Origin of the sequence: Flagellimonas sp. (assembly GCF_965215805.1) — a bacterium.
Classification (GTDB): Bacteria; Bacteroidota; Bacteroidia; order Flavobacteriales; family Flavobacteriaceae; genus Flagellimonas.
This window is the reverse complement of record NZ_OZ244124.1, coordinates 2,834,931-2,854,791: the sequence shown is the minus strand read 5'-3', so window position 1 is coordinate 2,854,791 and position 19,861 is coordinate 2,834,931. Positions and strand designations below refer to the sequence as shown.

Below are 19,861 nucleotides of genomic sequence, written 5' to 3'. Positions count from 1 at the left end.
TTTAGTTCTTTTCGGTTATTTCTGTTAGTTGCCCAGGATTGGAAACTGATCTACTTGTGCCTGAGGATAGGGCAAGAATGCCTTGTCGGCACTAAAGGTTCTTCCATCATAACTTAGTTCACTGGTTCTATTGAGTCGGACCATGTCATAGTATCTCTTTCCCCATTCCATTCCCAACTCAGCGAACTTTTCATCCAAAATTTGATCTAAGGTAGCTCCTGAAACAGCAGGCATATTGGCCCTGGCCCGAACCAAATTCACGGCTTGATCCGCGGACATTCCCGATGCGGTTGCACCTTGGGCCAAAGCTTCGGCATACATGAGCAAAATCTCAGCATACCTTATAATGTTGAAGTTTTTATTGCTCCCATATGCTGTTCTTCCAGATATCAATTGATTGGATGGTAAATAGTGTTTTCCACTGGCAAACAGGGCTCGGGCATAATCTTCAATAACATCCCCATCTCTTGTAGTGTTGCTTACAAAAGCAGGCAATGTGGCATAATTGGGATCAGTTTGGAGTTCTGCAATCCCCCTATCCGTGAACAATACGCTAGTTTCCAAACGAACCGTCTCTCCGCGATCCAACATAAACTTGATGAATTTCATACTGGGCTCAAAAAAGCCCCAACCGCTGGAAGCTCCGTCCACAGCTGGTGTCCATCCCTGTGGCCCGTAAGGTGCATACAAGTGACCCTCGCGATCTCCTTCACCTTGTCCAAAATCTGAGTATTGCATGTCTAGAATGCTCTCATCACTTAATTTCCCAGGGGTTTTAAATAGCTCGTAGAAATCTGGGAACAAACTAAACTTGTTGGAGCTGATAATCTCAGAGCAGGCATCAGCCACCATTTGATAATTTCCCAATTCTTGGTTGGCCAAGGCCTTAATGGCCAATGCGGTATATTCGGTTACCCCACCTGGAAGATCTTGTCTCTCATTTGGACGTACATCGGGTAAAAATGGCAGAGCCTCATCCATTTGATCCGAAATGTGCTGCATGACCTCGGCTTGGGTTGGCACCGTCTCCACATCAAAAAGTTCTGATGTTTCTGAAGAAGTAGGAATAAATACATCACCCCAAACTTGTGAAATATGAAATAACATGATAGCCCTCAACACTTTCGCCTCTGCAATGTACTGGTCTCCCAGAGCCTGCCCTGCCGCATCTGCGACTTCTTGGTATCTCGCTATTTGCTCCATACCCGTGTGAGCCGTAATCACGTCAACATAGATGTTTTCCCAAAGGGAATTATACATCCAATAATCTTTGTTGTAGTTGAACAGATCAGTTTCCGCAAAATCCTGCTGATCTCCCAATCCACCGGCATTGACATCATCTCCGCGTACCGCTATAAGTAGTGGTTGTTCCCAACCTCTGGATTGAAAGGCTTCGTACACTCCAATGATGGAGAGTATCATGTCATCAGTATTTGTAAAGTCCGTCCCCCCAGCAAAATTGTTATTCAATTGTGGCTCATCCAGTTTGTCCGAGCAACCTACTGCGGCAAAAAGAAGGAGTGCCGCTAGGGTTATGTTCTTGATTTTCTTGATTAGCTTCATTTTCTTTTTTTTAGATTTTTACGTTTACTCCAATGGTATAAACTGCAGGTATTGGATAGGTTTCGTTATCCACCCCATTCGGCACCTCGGGATTGAATCCGTTATAATTGAACAAGGTCAACGGCTTTTCAGCAGTAGCATAGATTCTTACCTGTGGTATTCCTTGTTGACTCCCATCTTTATTGATGGTATATCCCAGGGTTATGTTTTGAATTCTAAAGAAATCGCCGTCTTCTATGAAAAAGTCGTTCAGTCTTTGATTCCATCCCTTTCTAATTCCTGCTGAAGAGGGATAGCTGTTCGATGTACCTTCACCATGCCATCTGTTTACGGCAAAGTCACGGTCCCAATTGGTATCGTTTGTAAAGATGACCTCACCGCGCTTTCGGTTGAGAATGGAATTCCCTCCTTGACCAATGGCACTAGTGCTGAAATCCCAATTTTTGTAATTGAATCCTATGTTGAATCCATAGGTATATGAGGGAAGGAAAGATCCTAAAACGGTTCGATCGTCATCGTTAATGTCCCCATCTCCATTGATATCCCTGTAAATAAAGTCCCCAGGTTCCAAGTCATTGGCAACCGCAACCGGATCGGCTTGTATTTGGGCATCATTTTGATACACCCCTACAATCTCCCTGCCGTAAAAGGCAAATATAGATTCACCTACAATGGATCGCTGACGGAATTCGGCAGTACCGGCATCCAAAAATTCCGCTCCGCCCAGACCCAGCACCTCGTTATCCAAGGAAGCAAAGTTGGCCCCAATGGAATAGCTGAAGTCATTAGAAACTCTTTTGTCCCAGTTCAGGGCGATTTCCAACCCGCTATTTCTGATTTCACCCACATTTTGTCTAGTGGAACCAGGAATAAGAGGGCGGAGAACAGGAATAACAGCGTCTTTGGTGTCCCTTATATAATAGTCGGCTTCAATTGAAAGATTATCGTTGAACATTCTTGCCGAAAGTCCAGCGTTGATTTCTTCGGTTACTTCCCATTTAAGGGCTGTGAAATCGCTACTGGTATTTAAACCACTGAAAAGAATGTCGCCTAGAGCTGTAGTCACCACTTCCGAGGTAATGGAGCCCTCACTGGAAGGAACTCTGTCGTTCCCCAATTCACCCCAGCTACCTCTTAACTTTAGGTAGTTAAGTGTTTTGTTTTCTGGGAAAAAGCTCTCTTCCGATACCACCCAACCAGCACCAACCGTAGGGAAATAACCCCATTTCTCCTGATATTTATTGGTACCATCCGCGCGAAACGTTCCGTATAACAGGTAGCGGTTGTCAAAGTTGTAGGACACCCTTCCGAAATAGGAAAAACCAAATTCCCTAGCACCTCCGTCGAAGGTGTCTTCTTCCACAATGGTTTGCGCAAGATTGATAAAATAAGCTTCTTCACCCGTTAGAGGAAAGTTCAAGCCTCTTGCCTGAATCAAATCTATAGCTTCATCCCTAAATGAGGAACCCGCCAATACTGTGAGGTTGTGCTTGCCGAAATCATCCGTATAGGTAAGGGTATTATCCCAAATCTGGTTGGAGGTGGTCGTACTTCTTTTTAAGAGCGATGCATCCACTCTTTGGAAATTATCGCCTATGAAATAGGGTAGTCGTACTTCCCTTCTGTCAATGGTCTCAAAGTTGTGGTTGTACGCCGTCCTAAATTTCAATTTCTCCGGGACAAGGTCAACCTCTGCATAGAAATTGGCCACAATGTTTCGGATTTTGGAACGGTTCTCGCTGAAGTCCATAATAGGAAATGGATTTTGTCCACCACGATAACCCAAATCCTGGGCGTTGGCATAAGGGGTTGGAAAAACATTGGGATCCTCTGCCAAAAGTGGATCAAAAACAGGTAGTATAGGTACGGCAAAATACGCAGTTCTCCATGCGGAATTTTCGGCATCAAACCGAGTTGAATTACTGAATACAACACTTCCACCCACCTTAAGCCAATCATTGGCTTTATAGTCTATTTTACTTCTTAAGTTAAAGCGTTCATATTCGTTTTTCATTTTAAGAATTCCTCCTTGCTCAAAATAGTTGGCTCCAATGGCATAGGTGGCATTTTCACTACCTCCAGAGATTCCAATGCTGTGATTTTGAATCAAAGCCAACCGCATTACCTCATCGTACCAATCTGTGTTTACATCTGGTACGTTGGGATTAATTCTACTACGTCCGTATCGTTGCATCGCATTTAGAATAAACTCCGCATCCGGATCAGAACCTGATTCCAAAGCCAAAGTTGTAAACTGTTCGGCATTGGCCATTTTCAATACATTCTGTGGAGCTTGGTAACCGGAATAACCATCATAGGTGATTTGTGGTTTTTGATTGAATTTTCCCGATTTGGTTTCTATAAGAACAACCCCATTGGCAGCGCGTACCCCATAAATGGCCGCGGCCGAAGCATCCTTTAAAATGGAAACCGATGCGATATCCGTTGGATTTAGGAAGGTGATATCCCCAAAAAATGCACCATCCACCACATAAAGCGGTTGACTTGGATCAAAGTTGTCGTTTAGATTGGTGTCATAGGATCCAATACCCCGAACTCGCACGGTGGGCGACTGCCCTGGACCTCCATTGTTCACAATTTGAAGTCCAGCTACCCGTCCTTGTAAGGCTTGCATGGGTTGACCCACTGGGGCAAGCTCCAACACCTCAGAATCAACCGTGGTGATGGCAGATGTAAGGTCCTTTACCTTTAATTCACCATAACCTACCACAACTACCTCGTCCAGGAATTGGGTGTCTTCCTGTAGTGTTACGTTAATAGTTGTTTGACCATTTACAGCTATTTCTTGTGTGCTATAGCCAATATAGCTAAACGCCAAGGTGCCATTAGGGTCAATGTTGGAAATGGAGTAATTTCCATCAAAATCAGTCTGTACCCCAATTGTAGTACCCTGTAAGATTACTGAAGCTCCGGGTAAAGGTTCTCCCAGCTCATCATTCACGGTTCCTGAAACTGTAATATCATTTTGCCCAAATGCAACGATTTGGCAGCACAAAAGTGATATTACCAATAATACGTTTCCAAATTTCATAATTGTTTAATAGTTGAGTTATGTTTTTGCTAATTTAATAATGGAACTCCCCCTCCATAGTTAAAAGGGGTACATAAAAAATACATCACTTTGGAACCGTCTGGAAAGCTCTATTTTCATAGGCTTTGCAGTAGTAATATTGTTCAAATGAGAAAGATTTTTTTAATAATGATGTAGTAATGATGTATTGCTGTTTTGCAGCGAATTGTAGGAAAACTTCAGTTTTCTAAGGTTCTTAGAAGGTTATTAAAAAGTTAGATAAACTTTTAGAGCTATCTATTTCCAGTTTTTTCCGTAATCTGTACCGATGTATTTCCACACCCCTTACTGAAATGGCCATCAGGGGGGCAATTTCCTTGGTGGATAAATTCATTTTAAGATAGGCACATAGTTTAAGGTCTTTTGGAGTGAGTTTGGGATAGGCTTTGAGCAAACGTTCAAAAAAGTCCTCATGAAGCTCCTTAAAATTGACCTCAAAACGCTTCCAGTCATCCGTGTCTTGTATGGAACTGTTTAGCTTTTTAATAAATGAACGGTAGCGCTGCGAATTGGAAAATTTGTCTTTATTGACCAACAACATATTTTTTAGTTCAAGAATCATTTCATTCTTTTTGGCTATGTTGAGCGTTGTACTGGCCAATTCATTCTGTTTGAGTTTGATCTCCCTGGCCAGTTTTTCCTTTTCCATGGCCGCCATTTGCTCTTCTTGTTCCTTCTTCATTTGCAACTCCAGTTCCTTTTGCTTTCTCCTTAACTTTCGTCTGTTGTAATAGCGAACTACAAATACCGTAGCAATCCCCAACAATACATAGAGTGCCATACTAACACCCGACAAAAACCAAGGCGGTGTAATTTCGAATGCAAAAGTTCGAGCTTCAGAAATTTTATTGTCATGACCTACATTGGAAACCTTGAAAAGGTATTCCCCATGGGACAGGTTTTGGAATTGAATGGTTCCGCTTTCCACAAACTCAGCGTAACTTTTTGGTCCCAGGAGTTCATAGTGATATCTGGATTGCAAAAGTTCCGGCGAAGAAACCTCAAAAGTCAATATCTGTGAGTTTTTATATGGTACACGAACAGGATCCTGTATACTGGAATAGGCTGAACGTTCATCCCGAACAAGATTTATATGTGGAGTAGGAAGACTTAATCCATGTAACCAATCCTTTAAGGTGTTTTCATGAATCATTGCAAACCCATCACTTAGGGTTATGTAAGAAGTAGAATCGTTAACCTTGATCAAGTTTTGGGAATCAGGCGCCAAACGTTCATTCAGCGAGAAATCTGATATGGCCAGGCTGTCCTGCTTTAAATCCGTATGTATTATTTCCTTTTTACCATCCCTGTTGACAAACCAAAATTGATCTTCGTCATAGAACAACAATTCCTGGTCATTAAATTTTTGAAATTCCTCAAAAACACTAATACGGTCAAGAATGGGATCGTATTTGTACCAAGATTTCTCCCCCCGAAAAACAATTTGGTTTTTGATTTGATAAATTTTGATGTTGTAGGCACTTGGCGTCTGTGACCCAAGGTACTCTTTTAACTCCACCACTTTTGAATAGGTATCATCCAGTTGGATTCTGTAAAACCCCTTGTAGGAATGTGCGGCCCATAGCACATGAGGTGTTTCAAAGCACAAATATTTGATGGGCACGTTAATGCCCTCAATTTTGGAAACTTCCCAGTCTCCTACCCCATCTTTTTCATATTTAACCAGACCATTATAGAAGCCTTGTATATAACCCGAGGAGCGTTCAGGTATTCTCACCAAACCATAACCCCCTGAAAAAGAAGAAATTTGCTCAAAGTTATCTGGTCCCACTTTATAGGTGCCTGTATTATGACCGCATAGTAAATCCCCTTCCACAACTTCCAAATCCCAGACATGTCCCTGTGATCCCTCTACAAACTTGAGTTCGTTTTCATCAAAATAAAATACCCCGGTATTACTACCTAAATACAGTTTATTATTATGAAGGGCCATATCATAGACCATTCCCAAGGTTCCCGAAAAATCCGTGTAGTAAGAAATGGGGTTGTGAAGTTCAGCTCTAGCAATTCCATTATCCAAACCAAGCCATAATTGATCCCGAAACCGTGCCATGGATAAGACTGTATTGTTTTGGAGACCCGCTTCTCGGTTCAGTACCTTGGACTTATCGGTGTTATGATTGTACAGATAAATTCCATTTTTAATGGTGCCAAACGCAATTTGTTCGCCATCAAATCTCAAGATTTTGTTCAGTTGGTGTTGCTTGAGTTCCTGGTTCAATGCCGCCTCCCAGGGCCTAATCCCATTTTCATTCAAGACGTAGCAGCCGTTGAGTTTGGTTCCAACTAGAATACCATCCCCATAAGGAATCATATCCGTTACTGCTTTGCCCATCAAAATTTCCTGATTTTCCAAGGGAATCAATTCATCTTGTCCCAACTCAAACAGACCTTCTGAGCTACCGCCAATAATCAGTTTGCCATCATGTACAAGGATATCTGAAATAACCTGGGTCGGATCCAAAACCGTAATTGTATCACCATTATAGGTATATATGGCAGAAAAAGATCTAAATACGACTTGGTCTTTTACGGATCGAATCTCCCAGAACTCCTCGCTTGTAAATTCGTGGTCTTTAATAAGATGTGTAAGGGAGGTATATTGTAACGAGCCCAAATCATCCTTTAACCAGTACCCAAACTCCTCATAAGATCCCGTAAAAATTTTATCTCCGATCACGGCAACCGACCTAACAATGGTGTTGTTTGGAAGTTTGTACAAAACCCATTTTTCACCATTGTAATGCAACAATCCTTTATTGTTGGCCACAAAAAGCTCGCCATCCGGGTTGACCGCTACTCCCCAGTTTTTACTTGCCCCTTTATACTCTGACAGTTTGTAATTATAAATAGGGGGCAATAAGTTTTGCGAGTGAATGGAAACCGTGCAAAAGAAAAGGACAACAATGATTCGGTAAGCGGTGAGCATTCTTTTTTAGGTTAAACCCATTAAAATTTTGTTCTGGTGGTTTGGTTTGTAAACCCAGCCTTATGGATTCCAGAAGTATAACTTATACAAACAATTGCAAGAAATGACCCCTAAGATAGTCAAAGTCCCCAAAAATACTCGCAATCACGGATGGAATCTTTAACCAGTGCAATGGGAGTGAAATCCACTGGCCATGGCTCCGAATTACATGTCACCAGAGTTACCTTTTAACGGAACAAATCCCCAATCGGCTTATTGGAAGCATGGGAAGGGAGGGGTATATTCAATAGCATGGAAAGGGTTGGTGCAATTTGGTCAATACTTTTGGGGCTTACCGTCTCCCCTGTTGGGACGTTCCATCCAAACCATAGGCAAGGCACATGCTTGTCATTATTGTAGAAAGCACCATGAGTGGTTCCCGCCAACCGTTTTGGCATCCAACCAGATTTGAAATGCAACAAAATATCACCTGAATTATCCGAGTGGAAACTTTTCCTAAAAACCGCATCCATATCCCAATTTCTATTGGAATGGAATTCAGGAACATACAGTTCTTTAATTCCTTCCACCTTACTTAAAATATCAATGGTCGCTTTGAGGATTTCTTTTTTTGACGTTTTTACTGGATTAAGATAAATCTGCGTTTTGTCCATGTATGCAACATAGTTTTCCACTCCAAAAAGCTTGGACAGTTCCTCATTCAAGTGTTGTTTGATGGATTCCACTCCAAAGTAATTCCCCGGTAACTTTGAGGTTTTAAGAAAATCCGGATGATCACTGGCAGCATGGTCTGCTGTAAGAAACACAAGATAGTTGCCTTTTCCCACTTTGGAATCCAAGAAGGACAGCAAATTGGCTATTTCCCCATCCATTCGTATGTAGGTATCCTCCAATTCCTTGGATCTAATACCATAACTATGTCCTATATAGTCGGTACTGGAATAGCTTATGGTCAAAAAATCGGTTTCATTTCGTTGTCCTAGACCTTCTTCTTTCACAACCGTTTTGGCCAAGGCTGTCAGTAGTGAATTCCCAAAGGGAACGTAAGGCATCATGGCAAAGTTTCCATTGGCTTTGTGAAGTCGTTTTAAACCATATGGAAATGTGGCATCCGTCCTTCCATTGAACACCTTTTCCATAGAAGCAGCATCAGGTCCACTATTTTGATATATCCCAGAGGGTTTTAACATATTCCAAGTCAAATTGAGCAAGGAATCCGCTAGTTGTCTTTTGTTGAATTCCATTAACCAATGGGGAAGTTTTTCAGAGTAATACGAACTGGTAATGAACTTGCCAGTTCGCTCATGATACCAAAAGGCGTGGTTAGCCAAATGACCAGCAGGAAATATGGCTCCTCTGTCCTTAAGGGAAATCCCAATCACTTTGGAACGACCATTGGTAAACAGTTTCAATTCATCTGTAATGGTAGAGGCCAATAGATTTTTGGGAGATCGGGAATATCTACTGATTTCCTTTTTTGCATTGGAGATTCCATCTGTTAAAAAAACTCGCTCATCTTGGGCACAATACATATTTCTTTCCGCAGTTTTGTCATACCAATCATTGGCGACTATTCCATGGTTTGCCGGTGTAGTACCTGTATAGATTGATGCATGTCCAGGACCTGTGGCCGTTGGCACGTAGTTGTAGTGCATGTTCTTGACATTAAAGCCTTCCCGCATTAATCTTTTAAAACCATCCTCTCGGTAGTTTTCTTGGAAGCGATATAAATATTCTGCTCGCATTTGGTCAACCACAATTCCAACAACCAGTTTAGGTTTGGCTTGCTGCTGTGCTAGAGCCAATTGTGTAAAAAATATTATTACTGCGTAAATTCCAATCTTCACTTTATTTGCTTTGATAAGGGCCATATTCTTCTTTAATCTTGAGGTTGGATTCGTCCAAAACATAGACTTGATAGGTTGAACCATTGGGAGCTACCCGAACAACAATGTGTCCTTGCAGGCTTTTGTAATTGTCTTTAAACCACGGGCCATAGGTCACCAAGGTCTCTGGGTGCATATTGGTGGAGAAAATATGTCTGGAACTTGTTTCGTCATCTTGATAAACAAGCCGTTGGTAAACTTCCTGGCCTGGATGGTCTGAGCACCACAACTGCTGAACCACAACCTTGGGATCAAGCGTTTCCACAAAAAAAGCATTGGTGGCATCCCGATTACCATGATGATTAAGGGTAGTGACCTCTACAGGCCCCACCACTTTAGCCATAGGGGTCTCCACATCAAACCATGGTGGTAGTCCATACCCCTGAAGCCCCGTATTGTCACCCCCTGTGAAATAATCAAAGGAGCCATAGGATATTTTAATTGCCAGACTTAATGGGTTCTCATTATACCCTCCGTTGTAAAAAGCAGTCATGTCCTCAGCAGTAAAAAGTTCACGGGTTTCTTTTTGATTTCCTGTCCAAAGCGTTGCGTTGGTCTTGATGTTTCTTATAGAAAAACCAGGATATTTAGCCTGTCTATTTCTTAAGTGAATCTGGGATTTACTACCAACTTTCAAGGCTTCAGTCGGCACGTTTTCTTCGGAAATAAAAGACAGGTAATCCTGAAAAATTTTATCGTCCTTCAAATGGCTTGTAAGATCAACGGGGAAACTTAGGGAGGGGGAATCCCGATCTACAATTTTCCCAAAGGGAATTTCCTTACCCAATTCTACCAAACTTCCATAGTGGTCGGAATGAAAATGGGAAACCAGCGCATAGTCAATGGAATCTTGATGTGCCGTGGGGGTAACCCGTCTTATATAGTCGGAAATCCACTCCCAAGTGGGTTTACTATTATCAGGAACTGGAGCAGTTGCCTTTAAAGGAGCGTACTTTTTCTCAAACCCTTCCTTGTCCATGCTTCCAGCATCAAATAGCATGGTGGTGCCGTCAGGCAGCACAAAAAAGGTAGTGTTACCGCTTCCCGTATTAATATGATGGATGTCCAAATAGCCTTCTTCCCACATTGGAAAACTCCTATTGGATTTCTCAGGTTCTGAATCCGTTTGACAGGCTTTATACGCCTCGGGTTTGGGTGCAAAGCCCGTCCCCAATATCAAGGTTAGGGCAATACATATTCTGGTTCTCTTAAGCATCATCTGTGGTTATTTTGTATAAAACATAGCTTATAAGTTCTTTTACTTTGTCCCGATAATTCTGATTGGCCTCCTTATTCAGCCTATTGGCAATAATCAAACAAATGGCAATGGCTTCGTGCCCCAACATTTTGGCAAGACCATAAAGCGCGGAGCTTTCCATTTCGTAGTTGGTGATTTTGTATCCGTGATATTCGAAGTCGGAAAGTTTGTTATTGATATCATCCAGCTTTTTGGAAAGGCGCAGTTCCCGTCCTTGCGGAACATAAAATCCCGGTGCCGTAATGGTTATTCCTGTGAACGTGTCCTTACTTTTCAACATATTCAGTAGTTTCGGGGAGGCATCCACCACATAAGGGTTTAGAAAAATGGAATGTCCTCCTACCAATATCCGAAGTAACCTTCGAAACTCCTCATTTACTACTTCCGCCTCATCATCATAGAAATATAAGAGGTTGTCAAATCCAACCGATTTTTCGGAAATCACGTAGGAGTTGACAGGGATATCTTTTTGAAGGCTCCCCGAGGTACCAATTCTTATAAACTGGAGCTTTCTTTTTGCCTTTTTGATTTCCCTTGATCCAAAATCAATATTGACCAAGGCGTCCAGCTCATTCATGACAATGTCAATATTTCCAATGCCAACGCCTGTTGAAACCACGGTAATCCGCTTCCCATTGAATTGGCCTGTTATGCTAACATATTCTCTATTGGCAATCTTGAACTCGATCTCCGTAAATAGGGATTCAAATACGCTCACCCTCTTGGGATCTCCCACAAGAATTACAGTATCTGCAATTTGACCAGGTTTAAGGTGCAAATGGAAAATACTCCCGTCAGGGTTGACAATTAATTCAGAATCCAAAATCATAGCACCCTTACTTATGCAGATTCTTGCTTCTTAGAAATTCCAATAGCAACTTTGGCCTATCCGTTTGGATGATATCTATATTATTGTCAATATACCATTGATAGGTATTGATATCCATTGCGGCTTTTTCATCATCGTGTCCCGCGCTTAAACGTGGCCATAGGGAATTGACCCAAACCCCAGCTCCTTCTTTCCGAATTTGATTGAAATAGGAATCCAAGCCAAGCGTATCCTTGGTAACAATAAATTCGAATGCAACAGGTTTCCTATGCTTTATATAATCCGCTACAATTTGGTCACTCCCATTTTTTAACCGAATTATAGGCATGAAGTAAACCTGGTCTAGATAAGCTCCAAATTCTTGTTCAACTTCCGCTCTGGTCTTGGTTCCCTTTATAATGACCTGATCCAAGGTTCCTGTCATCTTTACAATTTGAAAACACTTATCAAAAATGGGGTAGCTCTTATCCAAATTCACCAAAATTTTGTCCTTGGTCGTTCTAAGCGCTTCTTCCAGGGTTGGGATTCCATGGGGAGTGGGAACGCCCAAACCGTCTTTCAGTCTCAAGGTTCTCAGGGAATCCAAAGTCCATTCCTTCACTGCACCTTTTCCCGTGGTTGTCCGATCGATAGTTTCATCGTGCATAAGCACCAAATGTCCATCCTTGGTTTCCCTGATGTCGATCTCAATCATATCAACCCCCATATCTATGCAGTTTTGAATAGCTTGTATGGAGTTTTCAGGGGCATTTCGCCAATCACCACGATGGGCTACTACCATCACTTCCTTGTTTTTCGAATCCTTTAGATTGGCGATTTTATCTGCAATCGAGCTTACATTTGGTGTTGCATCAGAGGTAATATGCCCCTTGATTTCATTTTGTTCCTTGCAACCAACCCATATGAGGAGAGCGGTCAAAAAATATAATCGTTTCATACTGTGTGCTTCGTTAGTTAGAAAGTAAAAAGAAGTAAAGGGGGGACATAGTCCCCCCAATTGAATTAAAAAAACTAACTCAAACTAACTATCTCTCTACTAGTTACAAGAATTCATCTTGTGTATGTTTAGCCCTTGGATTAATATCCCGGGTTTTGTGTAATGGATGCGTCGGTGTCCAATTGACTTTGCGGTATGGGAAGGATCAACTTAGTGGCGTCAATGGTAACATTGGCTCCCGTACTGCTAAAGAAAGCATTCATGACCTCCACCGCATTGCCGTACCGCTTAAGATCCAGCCATCGATGTCCTTCCCCTATAAACTCGAAACGTCTTTCTTGCTTAATAGCATCCCTAACGTCTACTTGCGTGGTCGCCGTTGTACCAGCCAGTCCAGCTCTGGCGCGTACTGCATCCAGTTGCACTATGGCTTCTGCAGTTTGACCGTTTTCGTTTAAAGCTTCCGCATATTTAAGGATCACATCGGCATAACGGATAATGAGATGATCACTGCCACCATCGTCAGCACCAGTGGCAGATACCTCGTACTTTGTGGAAAAGTAAAAGGGGTTGGCACCCACGTCAACTGCCACATAGTCATTAAGTCTGGTGTCCCCTGCCTCAAAGGAATCTATAAAGGCCTGTGTAGGCAAATTATGCCCTTTGGCGTTTGCCGTGGTTCCAGATGGGCGAAACTGGGATCCCGCGGGACTACCCTCGAATTCTCCATCCACCAAAAATCCACTTGCAAATTGCACTTCAAATAAAATTTCGGAATTTCCTTCGTTGGCTACCCCAAAAATATCGGCTGTTGTTGGAGCCAAGTCATAAACCCCTGAATTAACAACGGCTTCATAATTGGTTAGTGCTCCACTGAAGTTACCTTGGGTCAACAGTACATCGCCCAAAAGGGCCTGGGCCGCGCCCCTAGCAGGTTTTCCAGAGGATTTCTCTACAGGTAAATCTTGGATAGCATCGTTGAGATCTGCCTGAATTTGGGCATAGACCTCGGCGGAGGCTGTACGACCCTGGCCAAAGAAATCAAAAGGACTTTCGGTTTCTATCACAACCAAGGGAACATCCCCATACAAACGCACCAAGTTGAAATACAATAGGGCGCGAACAAACTTCATCTCCCCTATCCTGTTGGTTTTTAAGGCACTGGACTCATATTCGATATCCGTTATTCGATTCAAAACCGTATTGGCCCGTTGGATTCCTTTGTAAGATTCTCTCCAAATATCCCCTACCAAATCATTTCCTGCATTGGTGGAAAAGTCGTCCAATTGTCCAAAACGACCACCATCATTGGCGGCTATTTCTTCAAAGGAGTCTTCTCCGGAAATCTCGCCAACACCAATTAAATCAAGTCCGTAAAGCCCTCCGTTCTGAAGCTGGGCATAAACTCCCGCTACAGCACTCTCCAACTCCTGTTCGTTGGTGTAAAAATTGTTGGAAGCCTTTTCCGTGATAGGTACGATGTCCAATTCCTTTTCGCAGGACGTCAATCCTATCAAGACACCAACCATTAGAAATATATATTTATTGAAATTCATTTGTCTTAAGTTTTTGGTTTAAAATTTAACGTTTAATCCAAGCGCTATAAAGCGTGTCAACGGACTTGCAGACTGGATCCAGCCCCTGGTCAAGGTCTGTTGGTTATTGGTGTCCCTAGTATCCAAGGCATCAGGGTTATATCCCCTAAATTTGGTACTGTTAAAAATGTTGTTTCCAGTCAGGTAAAGTCGTAGGAAATCGATGCCCAAATACTCCGTGGCGCTTTCTGGGAAGTTGTATCCCACTTGCATGCTTCTTAAACGGAAGTAGTCCGCATCATATACCGAAAGACTGGAGGCACGGGTCAACCTACCTGCCGATGAAAAACTGGAAAAATCCGGTCTTCTGAAAAAACCATTTGGATTTTGATCCGAATAGTAATTGTCAAAATAGTGTTGGGTAGGTACAAAAAACCCTTCCCCACTTTCAGCAAAATAGACCATACGGTCCGAGACCTTCCGTCCCTCAACTCCTGCAAATTGCGCGGTAAAGTCAAAACTTTTATAGTTCAGGTTAAACCCAAAACCATAGGTAAAATCAGGGTTGTAATCCCCCAAGGTGACCCTATCATCCGGGGTTATTTGCCCATCTCCATCGGCATCCCTTACGATATAATCCCCAACCTCGGTACCGGCCAATGGCGTAATGGTGGCCGCATCAATCTCCGCTTGGGTCCTGAAAACTCCTTGGATATCGTACGCATAAAATTCCGCTATGCTTCCGCCCACTTTGGTAAGAAAGCCCATACCCCCATTGTTCTGGATAATCTGTTCCTGTCCTTCTCCCAATGCCAAAACTTCGTTTTGACTACTGGTGATATTGGCGTTGAACGAGAGGCCCAACTCGCCAATCTCAAAGTTATTTCCGCGGATTTCGAATTCAAATCCCCTATTCTCCAATTCGCCAATATTTTGCAAAGATTCAGAGAATCCTGATTGCTGTGGTACGGGTACCTCCAACAATAAATCCGTAGTATTGGATTTATAGTACTCTGCAGTAAACAGCAACTTGTTGTCCAAGATGCCAAGGTCCAATCCAACGTTTAGTGCGGTGTTGGTTTCCCAGGACAAATCTGGGTTAGGCGACGTTGCGGTATATGATCCAGGAACCAACTGCCCATCTACCACGTAGTTGTCTGGTTCGATCAAGGCTATGGAACCGAAATCCCCTATCTGGTTATTTCCCGTTTGTCCCCAACTTGCCCTTAATTTGGCAAAGCTTACCAATGCGTCTTCTGGGAAAAATGATTCATTGCTCAATGTCCAACCCGCTGAAACCGAAGCAAAATTTCCGTATTTGGTATTGGCTCCAAAACGGGATGAACCGTCTCTTCTGAAGGAACCGGAAAGGGCATATCTGCCGTCATAATCGTATTGCAAACGGGTAAAATAGGATTCAAGTGCCCATTTGCTTCTTCTAACCTCGGCAGAAGGATTGGTTGCTCCCGAGATATTGCGAAGGTTGTCGTCCGCAAAGTTGTTGCTCTCCAATCTGGTGTTAAAAAAATTCTCCTCTTGATAACTGAAACCCAACAAAACATCAAAATTGTGTTTGTCCAAAGACTTGTTGTAGGTCAAGAGGTTCTCTGTGATGAAGTTTTCCCTTCTTGCATTGTTTTCCATTGCCTGGGTGCGATTGTTGGCCACAGGGGTTCTGTAATTCCCAATGTTGGATGGTGCAAAAAACTCGGTAAAAATGGAATTGTAGTCACCTCCCAAGGAAGTTTTAAACTTCAATCCTTCCAAGGGCTCCACTTCAAGGTAAGCGTTTCCAAAAACCCGAAGTCTTCTTTCAAAAAAGTCTGTCAATGCAGTTTGGGCCACAGTGTTTTCTGAAATGGGCCCATCCCAATTGTCATTGTTGTCATGCAATTGGTTTGCAATGGCAAAGGTTCCATCTTGGTTGCGGATGGGATAATAGGGCTGCATCAAAATAATGGAAAAACTGGGGTCTGGCTGTGCCCTATTCCCTAATCCATAGTTAGACCAACCGGCCTCACCCGTAGGATTTGAATTCACTAAAGAGACATTGGAAGTAACCCCAAAGCGAATGCGATCACTAATCTGCGAATTGAGTTGTACATTGGCGGTGTAGCGCTTGTAATCAGAATCCATGATAATGTTTTCCTGATCCAGGTAGCCAAAGGATATGGAGTAATCGGTTTTTTCAGTTCCACCGCTTAGATTTAGGTAATGATTTTGTTGGGATGCGGTACGAAAAACGGCGTCCGTCCAGTTGGTATTGGTCAGTCCAGCTTGTCCATCGAGGTACCCTTGAAGATAACCAGGAATTCTACTTCGTTTTCCTCCTCCATTGGCATCACGGGTGGCATTATCATCAGAAACACTTCGTCCTGGGCCTCCCGAAACATATCCAAAATTTCTGGAATCTGAATCAAACAGCGCCGCATCATAGGCATCTACCAGTTCAAAATTGTCAATACGGTCTTGGAATCCATAGTAGGTGTCATAGGTAACTTTTAAGCTTCCCTTTTTTCCTTTTTTGGTGGTAATCAGAATAACCCCATTGGATGCCCTAGATCCATAAATGGCAGCCGATGCTGCATCCTTAAGGATGTTAACGGATTCGATGTCCTGGGTGTTGACGGAACTAAAGGAGGATCCTTCGGACAGCGGGTTCCCATCTATCACAATCAAAGGGTTTGTTCCAGCAGTAAGGGTGTTGAGACCCCTAATTTGAACCACGGAATTTTCCCCTGGGTTTTTTCCATTTCCCAAAATTTGTATCCCCGAAACGTTCCCTGCCAAAGCCTGCTCAAAATTGGCTGTGGAGAAGTTGTTCAACGCTTCGCTATCCACTTTGGAGACAGCTCCATTAAATTTTTCCTTGGTAGTGGAACCATAACCTATGATCACCACCTCGGCCAGTTTCCCTGCATCGGGTTGCAATTGCACATTCACTGTGGATTGACCACTAACGGCAATTTGTTGGGTGGAAAATCCTAGATATGAGACCTCCAAAACAGCATCTGCAGAGGATACTTCAATAGTATAATTGCCATCAAAATCAGAACTGACCCCATTGGTGGTTCCCTGCTCAATGATACTGGCTCCCGGCAGGGGTTGCCCATCTACATCCGATACCGTTCCGTTAACAGAAAACTGCAGGTTGGGCTGAACATTGGACTCTTGCGGTTGGGAAGTTGGTTCCGGATTGGCACGTTTCACCAAATAAATCCGACGGTCATTAAGGTTAAAAGTGGTGTTGGTATTTTGAAAAATCTGGTTAAGCACCTTGCTTATACGCTCTCGATCCACTTTGATCGATACAATCCGATCTATGTTTACATCTTTGATCTTGTAAACAAACTCAAACTCGGTTTTACTTTCAATTTCATCTATTAATTGTCCAACTGAAACGTTGTCCAAATCCAGCGTCACCTTTGTACGTTGCCCGTAGGCGTCGTTGGCCTGCATAGTAAAGAAAGCGGCCAAGATGAACAACGTACTGAGTTTCATTTTTAGGTCATATTTAAATACTGGAAATAGGCTTCTTTTAGGTGTAAGAAGTTTTTTCATACTTTTATAGTGTTAATTGTGGTTAATCTTTTAAGTTTAATCACTTCGACCAATCGGAAGATGTTCCTAGCATTTTCCGATTTTTTTATGGCCTTTTTTTGACCATAACAAGAAGTAATCATTCGTAATTGGTTACATCTTTTTTGAATTTTATCCCATAGGCAGTTTTGTGTTTTAAGTTTAGCTGTTTGTTAGTTATTCTATGATTATTTTTTCATCCAGAATTTGGTAATCAATGCCATAATTGGCCTTTAGTTCCATAAGTACATTTTCTATGGGCTCTTTACCAAAATTGGCATTGAACAGATCATGTGTCAAATCCTTGTTGTTGTTTATAATGGTGACATCATAATGTCTTTCCAACTTCTTCATGATGTTGCTAAAGGTCATATTTCGGAACACCAGTTTACCATTGATCCAAGAGGTATACAGACTGGTAATGACCTTGGAGGTGTCGATATGGTTGCTGGTTTTATCAAAACTCCCTTTAAACCCAGGCTCCAGTTTTACATTTTTATCTGAACCGTATCCATCATCTTCCGTATATAGACTTACTGCACCCTCAACAAGGACTACCTCTGTGGTTTCATCCTCTGGATAGGCAGAAACATTAAATTGCGTTCCCAAAACCCGAACATTCAGGCCATTGGTGTTCACTACAAATGGATGATTGGGATCTTTGGCAACATCCAAAAAAGCTTCCCCTTCCACAAATATCTGTCGTTGCGAGTCTTCCATGAATTGAACAGGGTATTTTATGGACGATCCCGCATTAAGGTGCGCAATTGTACCATCGGAAAGTTGAAGTTGAAAGGTTTTTCCATGGGGAACAGTCAAGGTGTTATAGGCTAATTCCCTGTTGGAACCAACCTCTGAATATTTTAAGCTTTTACCATCTTGTTTCCCTATTATGTTGCCATCCTTGTCCAGTACTTCCACTTCGCCATCCTCGCTGATTATCTGAATATCCCCGTTTTCAAGTTGCAGGGTAATTGCGTTTTCAGGTATTACAACATCTGTTCCTTGGGCAGTATTTTGCAAAAGGAGATAGGCCGAAGCAAGCAAGGCCAGGAAAGTGGCCGCTATTGCAGATACCTTCCATATAGAGGATTTTTTCCTGGAATCTTCTTGGGTTTGTGAGTGGATTGTATTCCACAAAGCATCTTTTATGGCTTTTTTGTGTGCCTCGGATTTAAAGTGGGGTTCTAAATTGGCTAGATTGACGTCATCCTTAAACTTTTCCAACAGTTCCAATTCTTGGTCGGAAATGGTTCCATCCAAGTATTTATCCAATAACTTTCTGAATTCGTTCTCTTGCATAATTGGTGCGCTATACTATGATGAACCGGAAAGGGCTTGCTACTCACATCACAAATTACATTTTAACATTTCTTTACCATAATGGGGTGGCAATAGCCAGAGCTACCTTAAGACTGAAGAAAATCAAAGAATTGCAATCAAGGTAATAAGTGTGGTAAGGGAGGATTGTGCCAATCTCAGATTCTGGCGAATGGATTTCAGTGCTATGGACATTTGATTTTCCACAGACCTTTTTGAAATACCTAATTTTTTGGCGATTTCTTCATTGGAAGCTGCCTCCATTCTGCTAAGTCGGAAAATTTGTTGGCACCTCGGGGATAATTCCGTTAATGATTTTTCTATAATAAACTGCGTCTGTTCCAGGTTATGCTGGTTTTCCACTTTTGCCGTGCGACTCAGTTCCAGGGATTCCAGTACTTGCAGATGCACTGAATTGAGTTTGTTATCCCTCAAATATTTAAAACAACCATATTTGACCGAACGGAAGATGTACGCCTCAAAATAAACAATGTCCAAATTTGCTCTTTTTTGCCACAAATTGATCCATATTTCCTGGACAATATCTTTGGCTGCATCTTCATTTAAAACGATGGATTTGGCACGAATAAACATGGGTTCCCAAAAAAGTTCAAATAGCTTACGATAAGCTTTTTTGTTTCCTTTTTTGAATTCCGCTAAGAGTAGTTTGTTAGTTTTCCTTTTAGTGCCTGACATTTCAATCTAATACTTGATTAAATGAAATTTTCATGCAATAAATGTATAAAAAATGTCATTATTATTGAAAAATGACAATTATTGTAACCGATTCATAAGGATAATTTAATATTGGGAGAAAAACCGGTAAATCTCTCTAGATGTCCCTAAATAAAAGGCGCCAATCAGGTTTTGATTCCTAATTAATGTTTCAATTATGTAAACAAATTTCCCTAGT

Annotated in this window: 11 protein-coding genes; all 11 read right to left on the bottom strand. The window is 42.1% G+C overall.

The window, feature by feature from the left end; genetic code table 11:
- Positions 1–24: 24 nt before the first annotated feature.
- The 11 genes from ACOOE0_RS12600 to ACOOE0_RS12550 all read right to left on the bottom strand — a co-directional run bounded on the left by ACOOE0_RS12600 (position 25) and on the right by ACOOE0_RS12550 (position 19,644).
- Positions 25–1,563 (bottom strand): RagB/SusD family nutrient uptake outer membrane protein, encoded by a 1,539-nt coding sequence (locus tag ACOOE0_RS12600; protein ID WP_420399259.1) that lies wholly within the window; start codon positions 1,561–1,563, stop codon positions 25–27.
- A gap of 10 nt (positions 1,564–1,573) precedes the next feature.
- Positions 1,574–4,615, bottom strand: a complete 3,042-nt coding sequence (locus ACOOE0_RS12595) for a SusC/RagA family TonB-linked outer membrane protein (RefSeq protein ID WP_420399258.1) — start codon at positions 4,613–4,615, stop codon at positions 1,574–1,576.
- Positions 4,616–4,850: 235 nt separating this feature from the next.
- Positions 4,851–7,604: a LuxR C-terminal-related transcriptional regulator gene (locus tag ACOOE0_RS12590; protein ID WP_420399257.1), complete on the bottom strand. Its 2,754-nt coding sequence runs from the start codon at positions 7,602–7,604 to the stop codon at positions 4,851–4,853.
- A gap of 227 nt (positions 7,605–7,831) precedes the next feature.
- The gene (pafA, locus tag ACOOE0_RS12585) at positions 7,832–9,451 is read right to left on the bottom strand and encodes an alkaline phosphatase PafA (RefSeq protein WP_420399256.1); all 1,620 of its coding nucleotides are present in this window, start codon (positions 9,449–9,451) and stop codon (positions 7,832–7,834) included.
- Position 9,452: 1 nt separating this feature from the next.
- Entirely contained in the window at positions 9,453–10,709 is a 1,257-nt protein-coding gene (locus ACOOE0_RS12580; protein ID WP_420399255.1) for a ComEC/Rec2 family competence protein, read from the bottom strand.
- Complete coding sequence (locus ACOOE0_RS12575; RefSeq protein ID WP_420399254.1) at positions 10,699–11,577, bottom strand: nucleoside phosphorylase; 879 nt, start codon at positions 11,575–11,577, stop codon at positions 10,699–10,701. The genes ACOOE0_RS12580 and ACOOE0_RS12575 overlap by 11 nt, the downstream gene beginning before the upstream one ends.
- 7 nt (positions 11,578–11,584) lie before the next feature.
- Entirely contained in the window at positions 11,585–12,514 is a 930-nt protein-coding gene (locus tag ACOOE0_RS12570) for a glycerophosphodiester phosphodiesterase family protein (protein WP_420399253.1), read from the bottom strand.
- Positions 12,515–12,654: 140 nt separating this feature from the next.
- Positions 12,655–14,070 carry a RagB/SusD family nutrient uptake outer membrane protein gene (locus tag ACOOE0_RS12565; protein ID WP_420399252.1) on the bottom strand — a complete coding sequence of 472 codons (1,416 nt, stop codon included), beginning with the start codon at positions 14,068–14,070 and terminating at the stop codon, positions 12,655–12,657.
- Between the two features lie 18 nt (positions 14,071–14,088).
- Positions 14,089–17,610 carry a TonB-dependent receptor gene (locus ACOOE0_RS12560; RefSeq protein ID WP_420399251.1) on the bottom strand — a complete coding sequence of 1,174 codons (3,522 nt, stop codon included), beginning with the start codon at positions 17,608–17,610 and terminating at the stop codon, positions 14,089–14,091.
- 195 nt (positions 17,611–17,805) lie between these two features.
- Entirely contained in the window at positions 17,806–18,930 is a 1,125-nt protein-coding gene (locus ACOOE0_RS12555) for a FecR family protein (RefSeq protein WP_420399250.1), read from the bottom strand.
- A gap of 123 nt (positions 18,931–19,053) precedes the next feature.
- Complete coding sequence (locus tag ACOOE0_RS12550) at positions 19,054–19,644, bottom strand: sigma-70 family RNA polymerase sigma factor (RefSeq protein WP_420399249.1); 591 nt, start codon at positions 19,642–19,644, stop codon at positions 19,054–19,056.
- Positions 19,645–19,861 lie beyond the last annotated feature (217 nt).

Bases quoted from the DNA above. Each gene is read 5' to 3' on its own strand.
- ACOOE0_RS12570 (WP_420399253.1), bottom strand. From the start codon at position 12,514: ATGAAACGATTATATTTTTTGACCGCTCTCCTCATATGGGTTGGTTGC.
- ACOOE0_RS12590 (WP_420399257.1), bottom strand. From the start codon at position 7,604: ATGCTCACCGCTTACCGAATCATTGTTGTCCTTTTCTTTTGCACGGTT.
- ACOOE0_RS12560 (WP_420399251.1), bottom strand. From the start codon at position 17,610: ATGAAAAAACTTCTTACACCTAAAAGAAGCCTATTTCCAGTATTTAAA.
- ACOOE0_RS12600 (WP_420399259.1), bottom strand. From the start codon at position 1,563: ATGAAGCTAATCAAGAAAATCAAGAACATAACCCTAGCGGCACTCCTT.
- ACOOE0_RS12575 (WP_420399254.1), bottom strand. From the start codon at position 11,577: ATGATTTTGGATTCTGAATTAATTGTCAACCCTGACGGGAGTATTTTC.
- ACOOE0_RS12550 (WP_420399249.1), bottom strand. From the start codon at position 19,644: ATGTCAGGCACTAAAAGGAAAACTAACAAACTACTCTTAGCGGAATTC.
- ACOOE0_RS12580 (WP_420399255.1), bottom strand. From the start codon at position 10,709: ATGATGCTTAAGAGAACCAGAATATGTATTGCCCTAACCTTGATATTG.
- ACOOE0_RS12565 (WP_420399252.1), bottom strand. From the start codon at position 14,070: ATGAATTTCAATAAATATATATTTCTAATGGTTGGTGTCTTGATAGGA.
- ACOOE0_RS12595 (WP_420399258.1), bottom strand. From the start codon at position 4,615: ATGAAATTTGGAAACGTATTATTGGTAATATCACTTTTGTGCTGCCAA.
- ACOOE0_RS12555 (WP_420399250.1), bottom strand. From the start codon at position 18,930: ATGCAAGAGAACGAATTCAGAAAGTTATTGGATAAATACTTGGATGGA.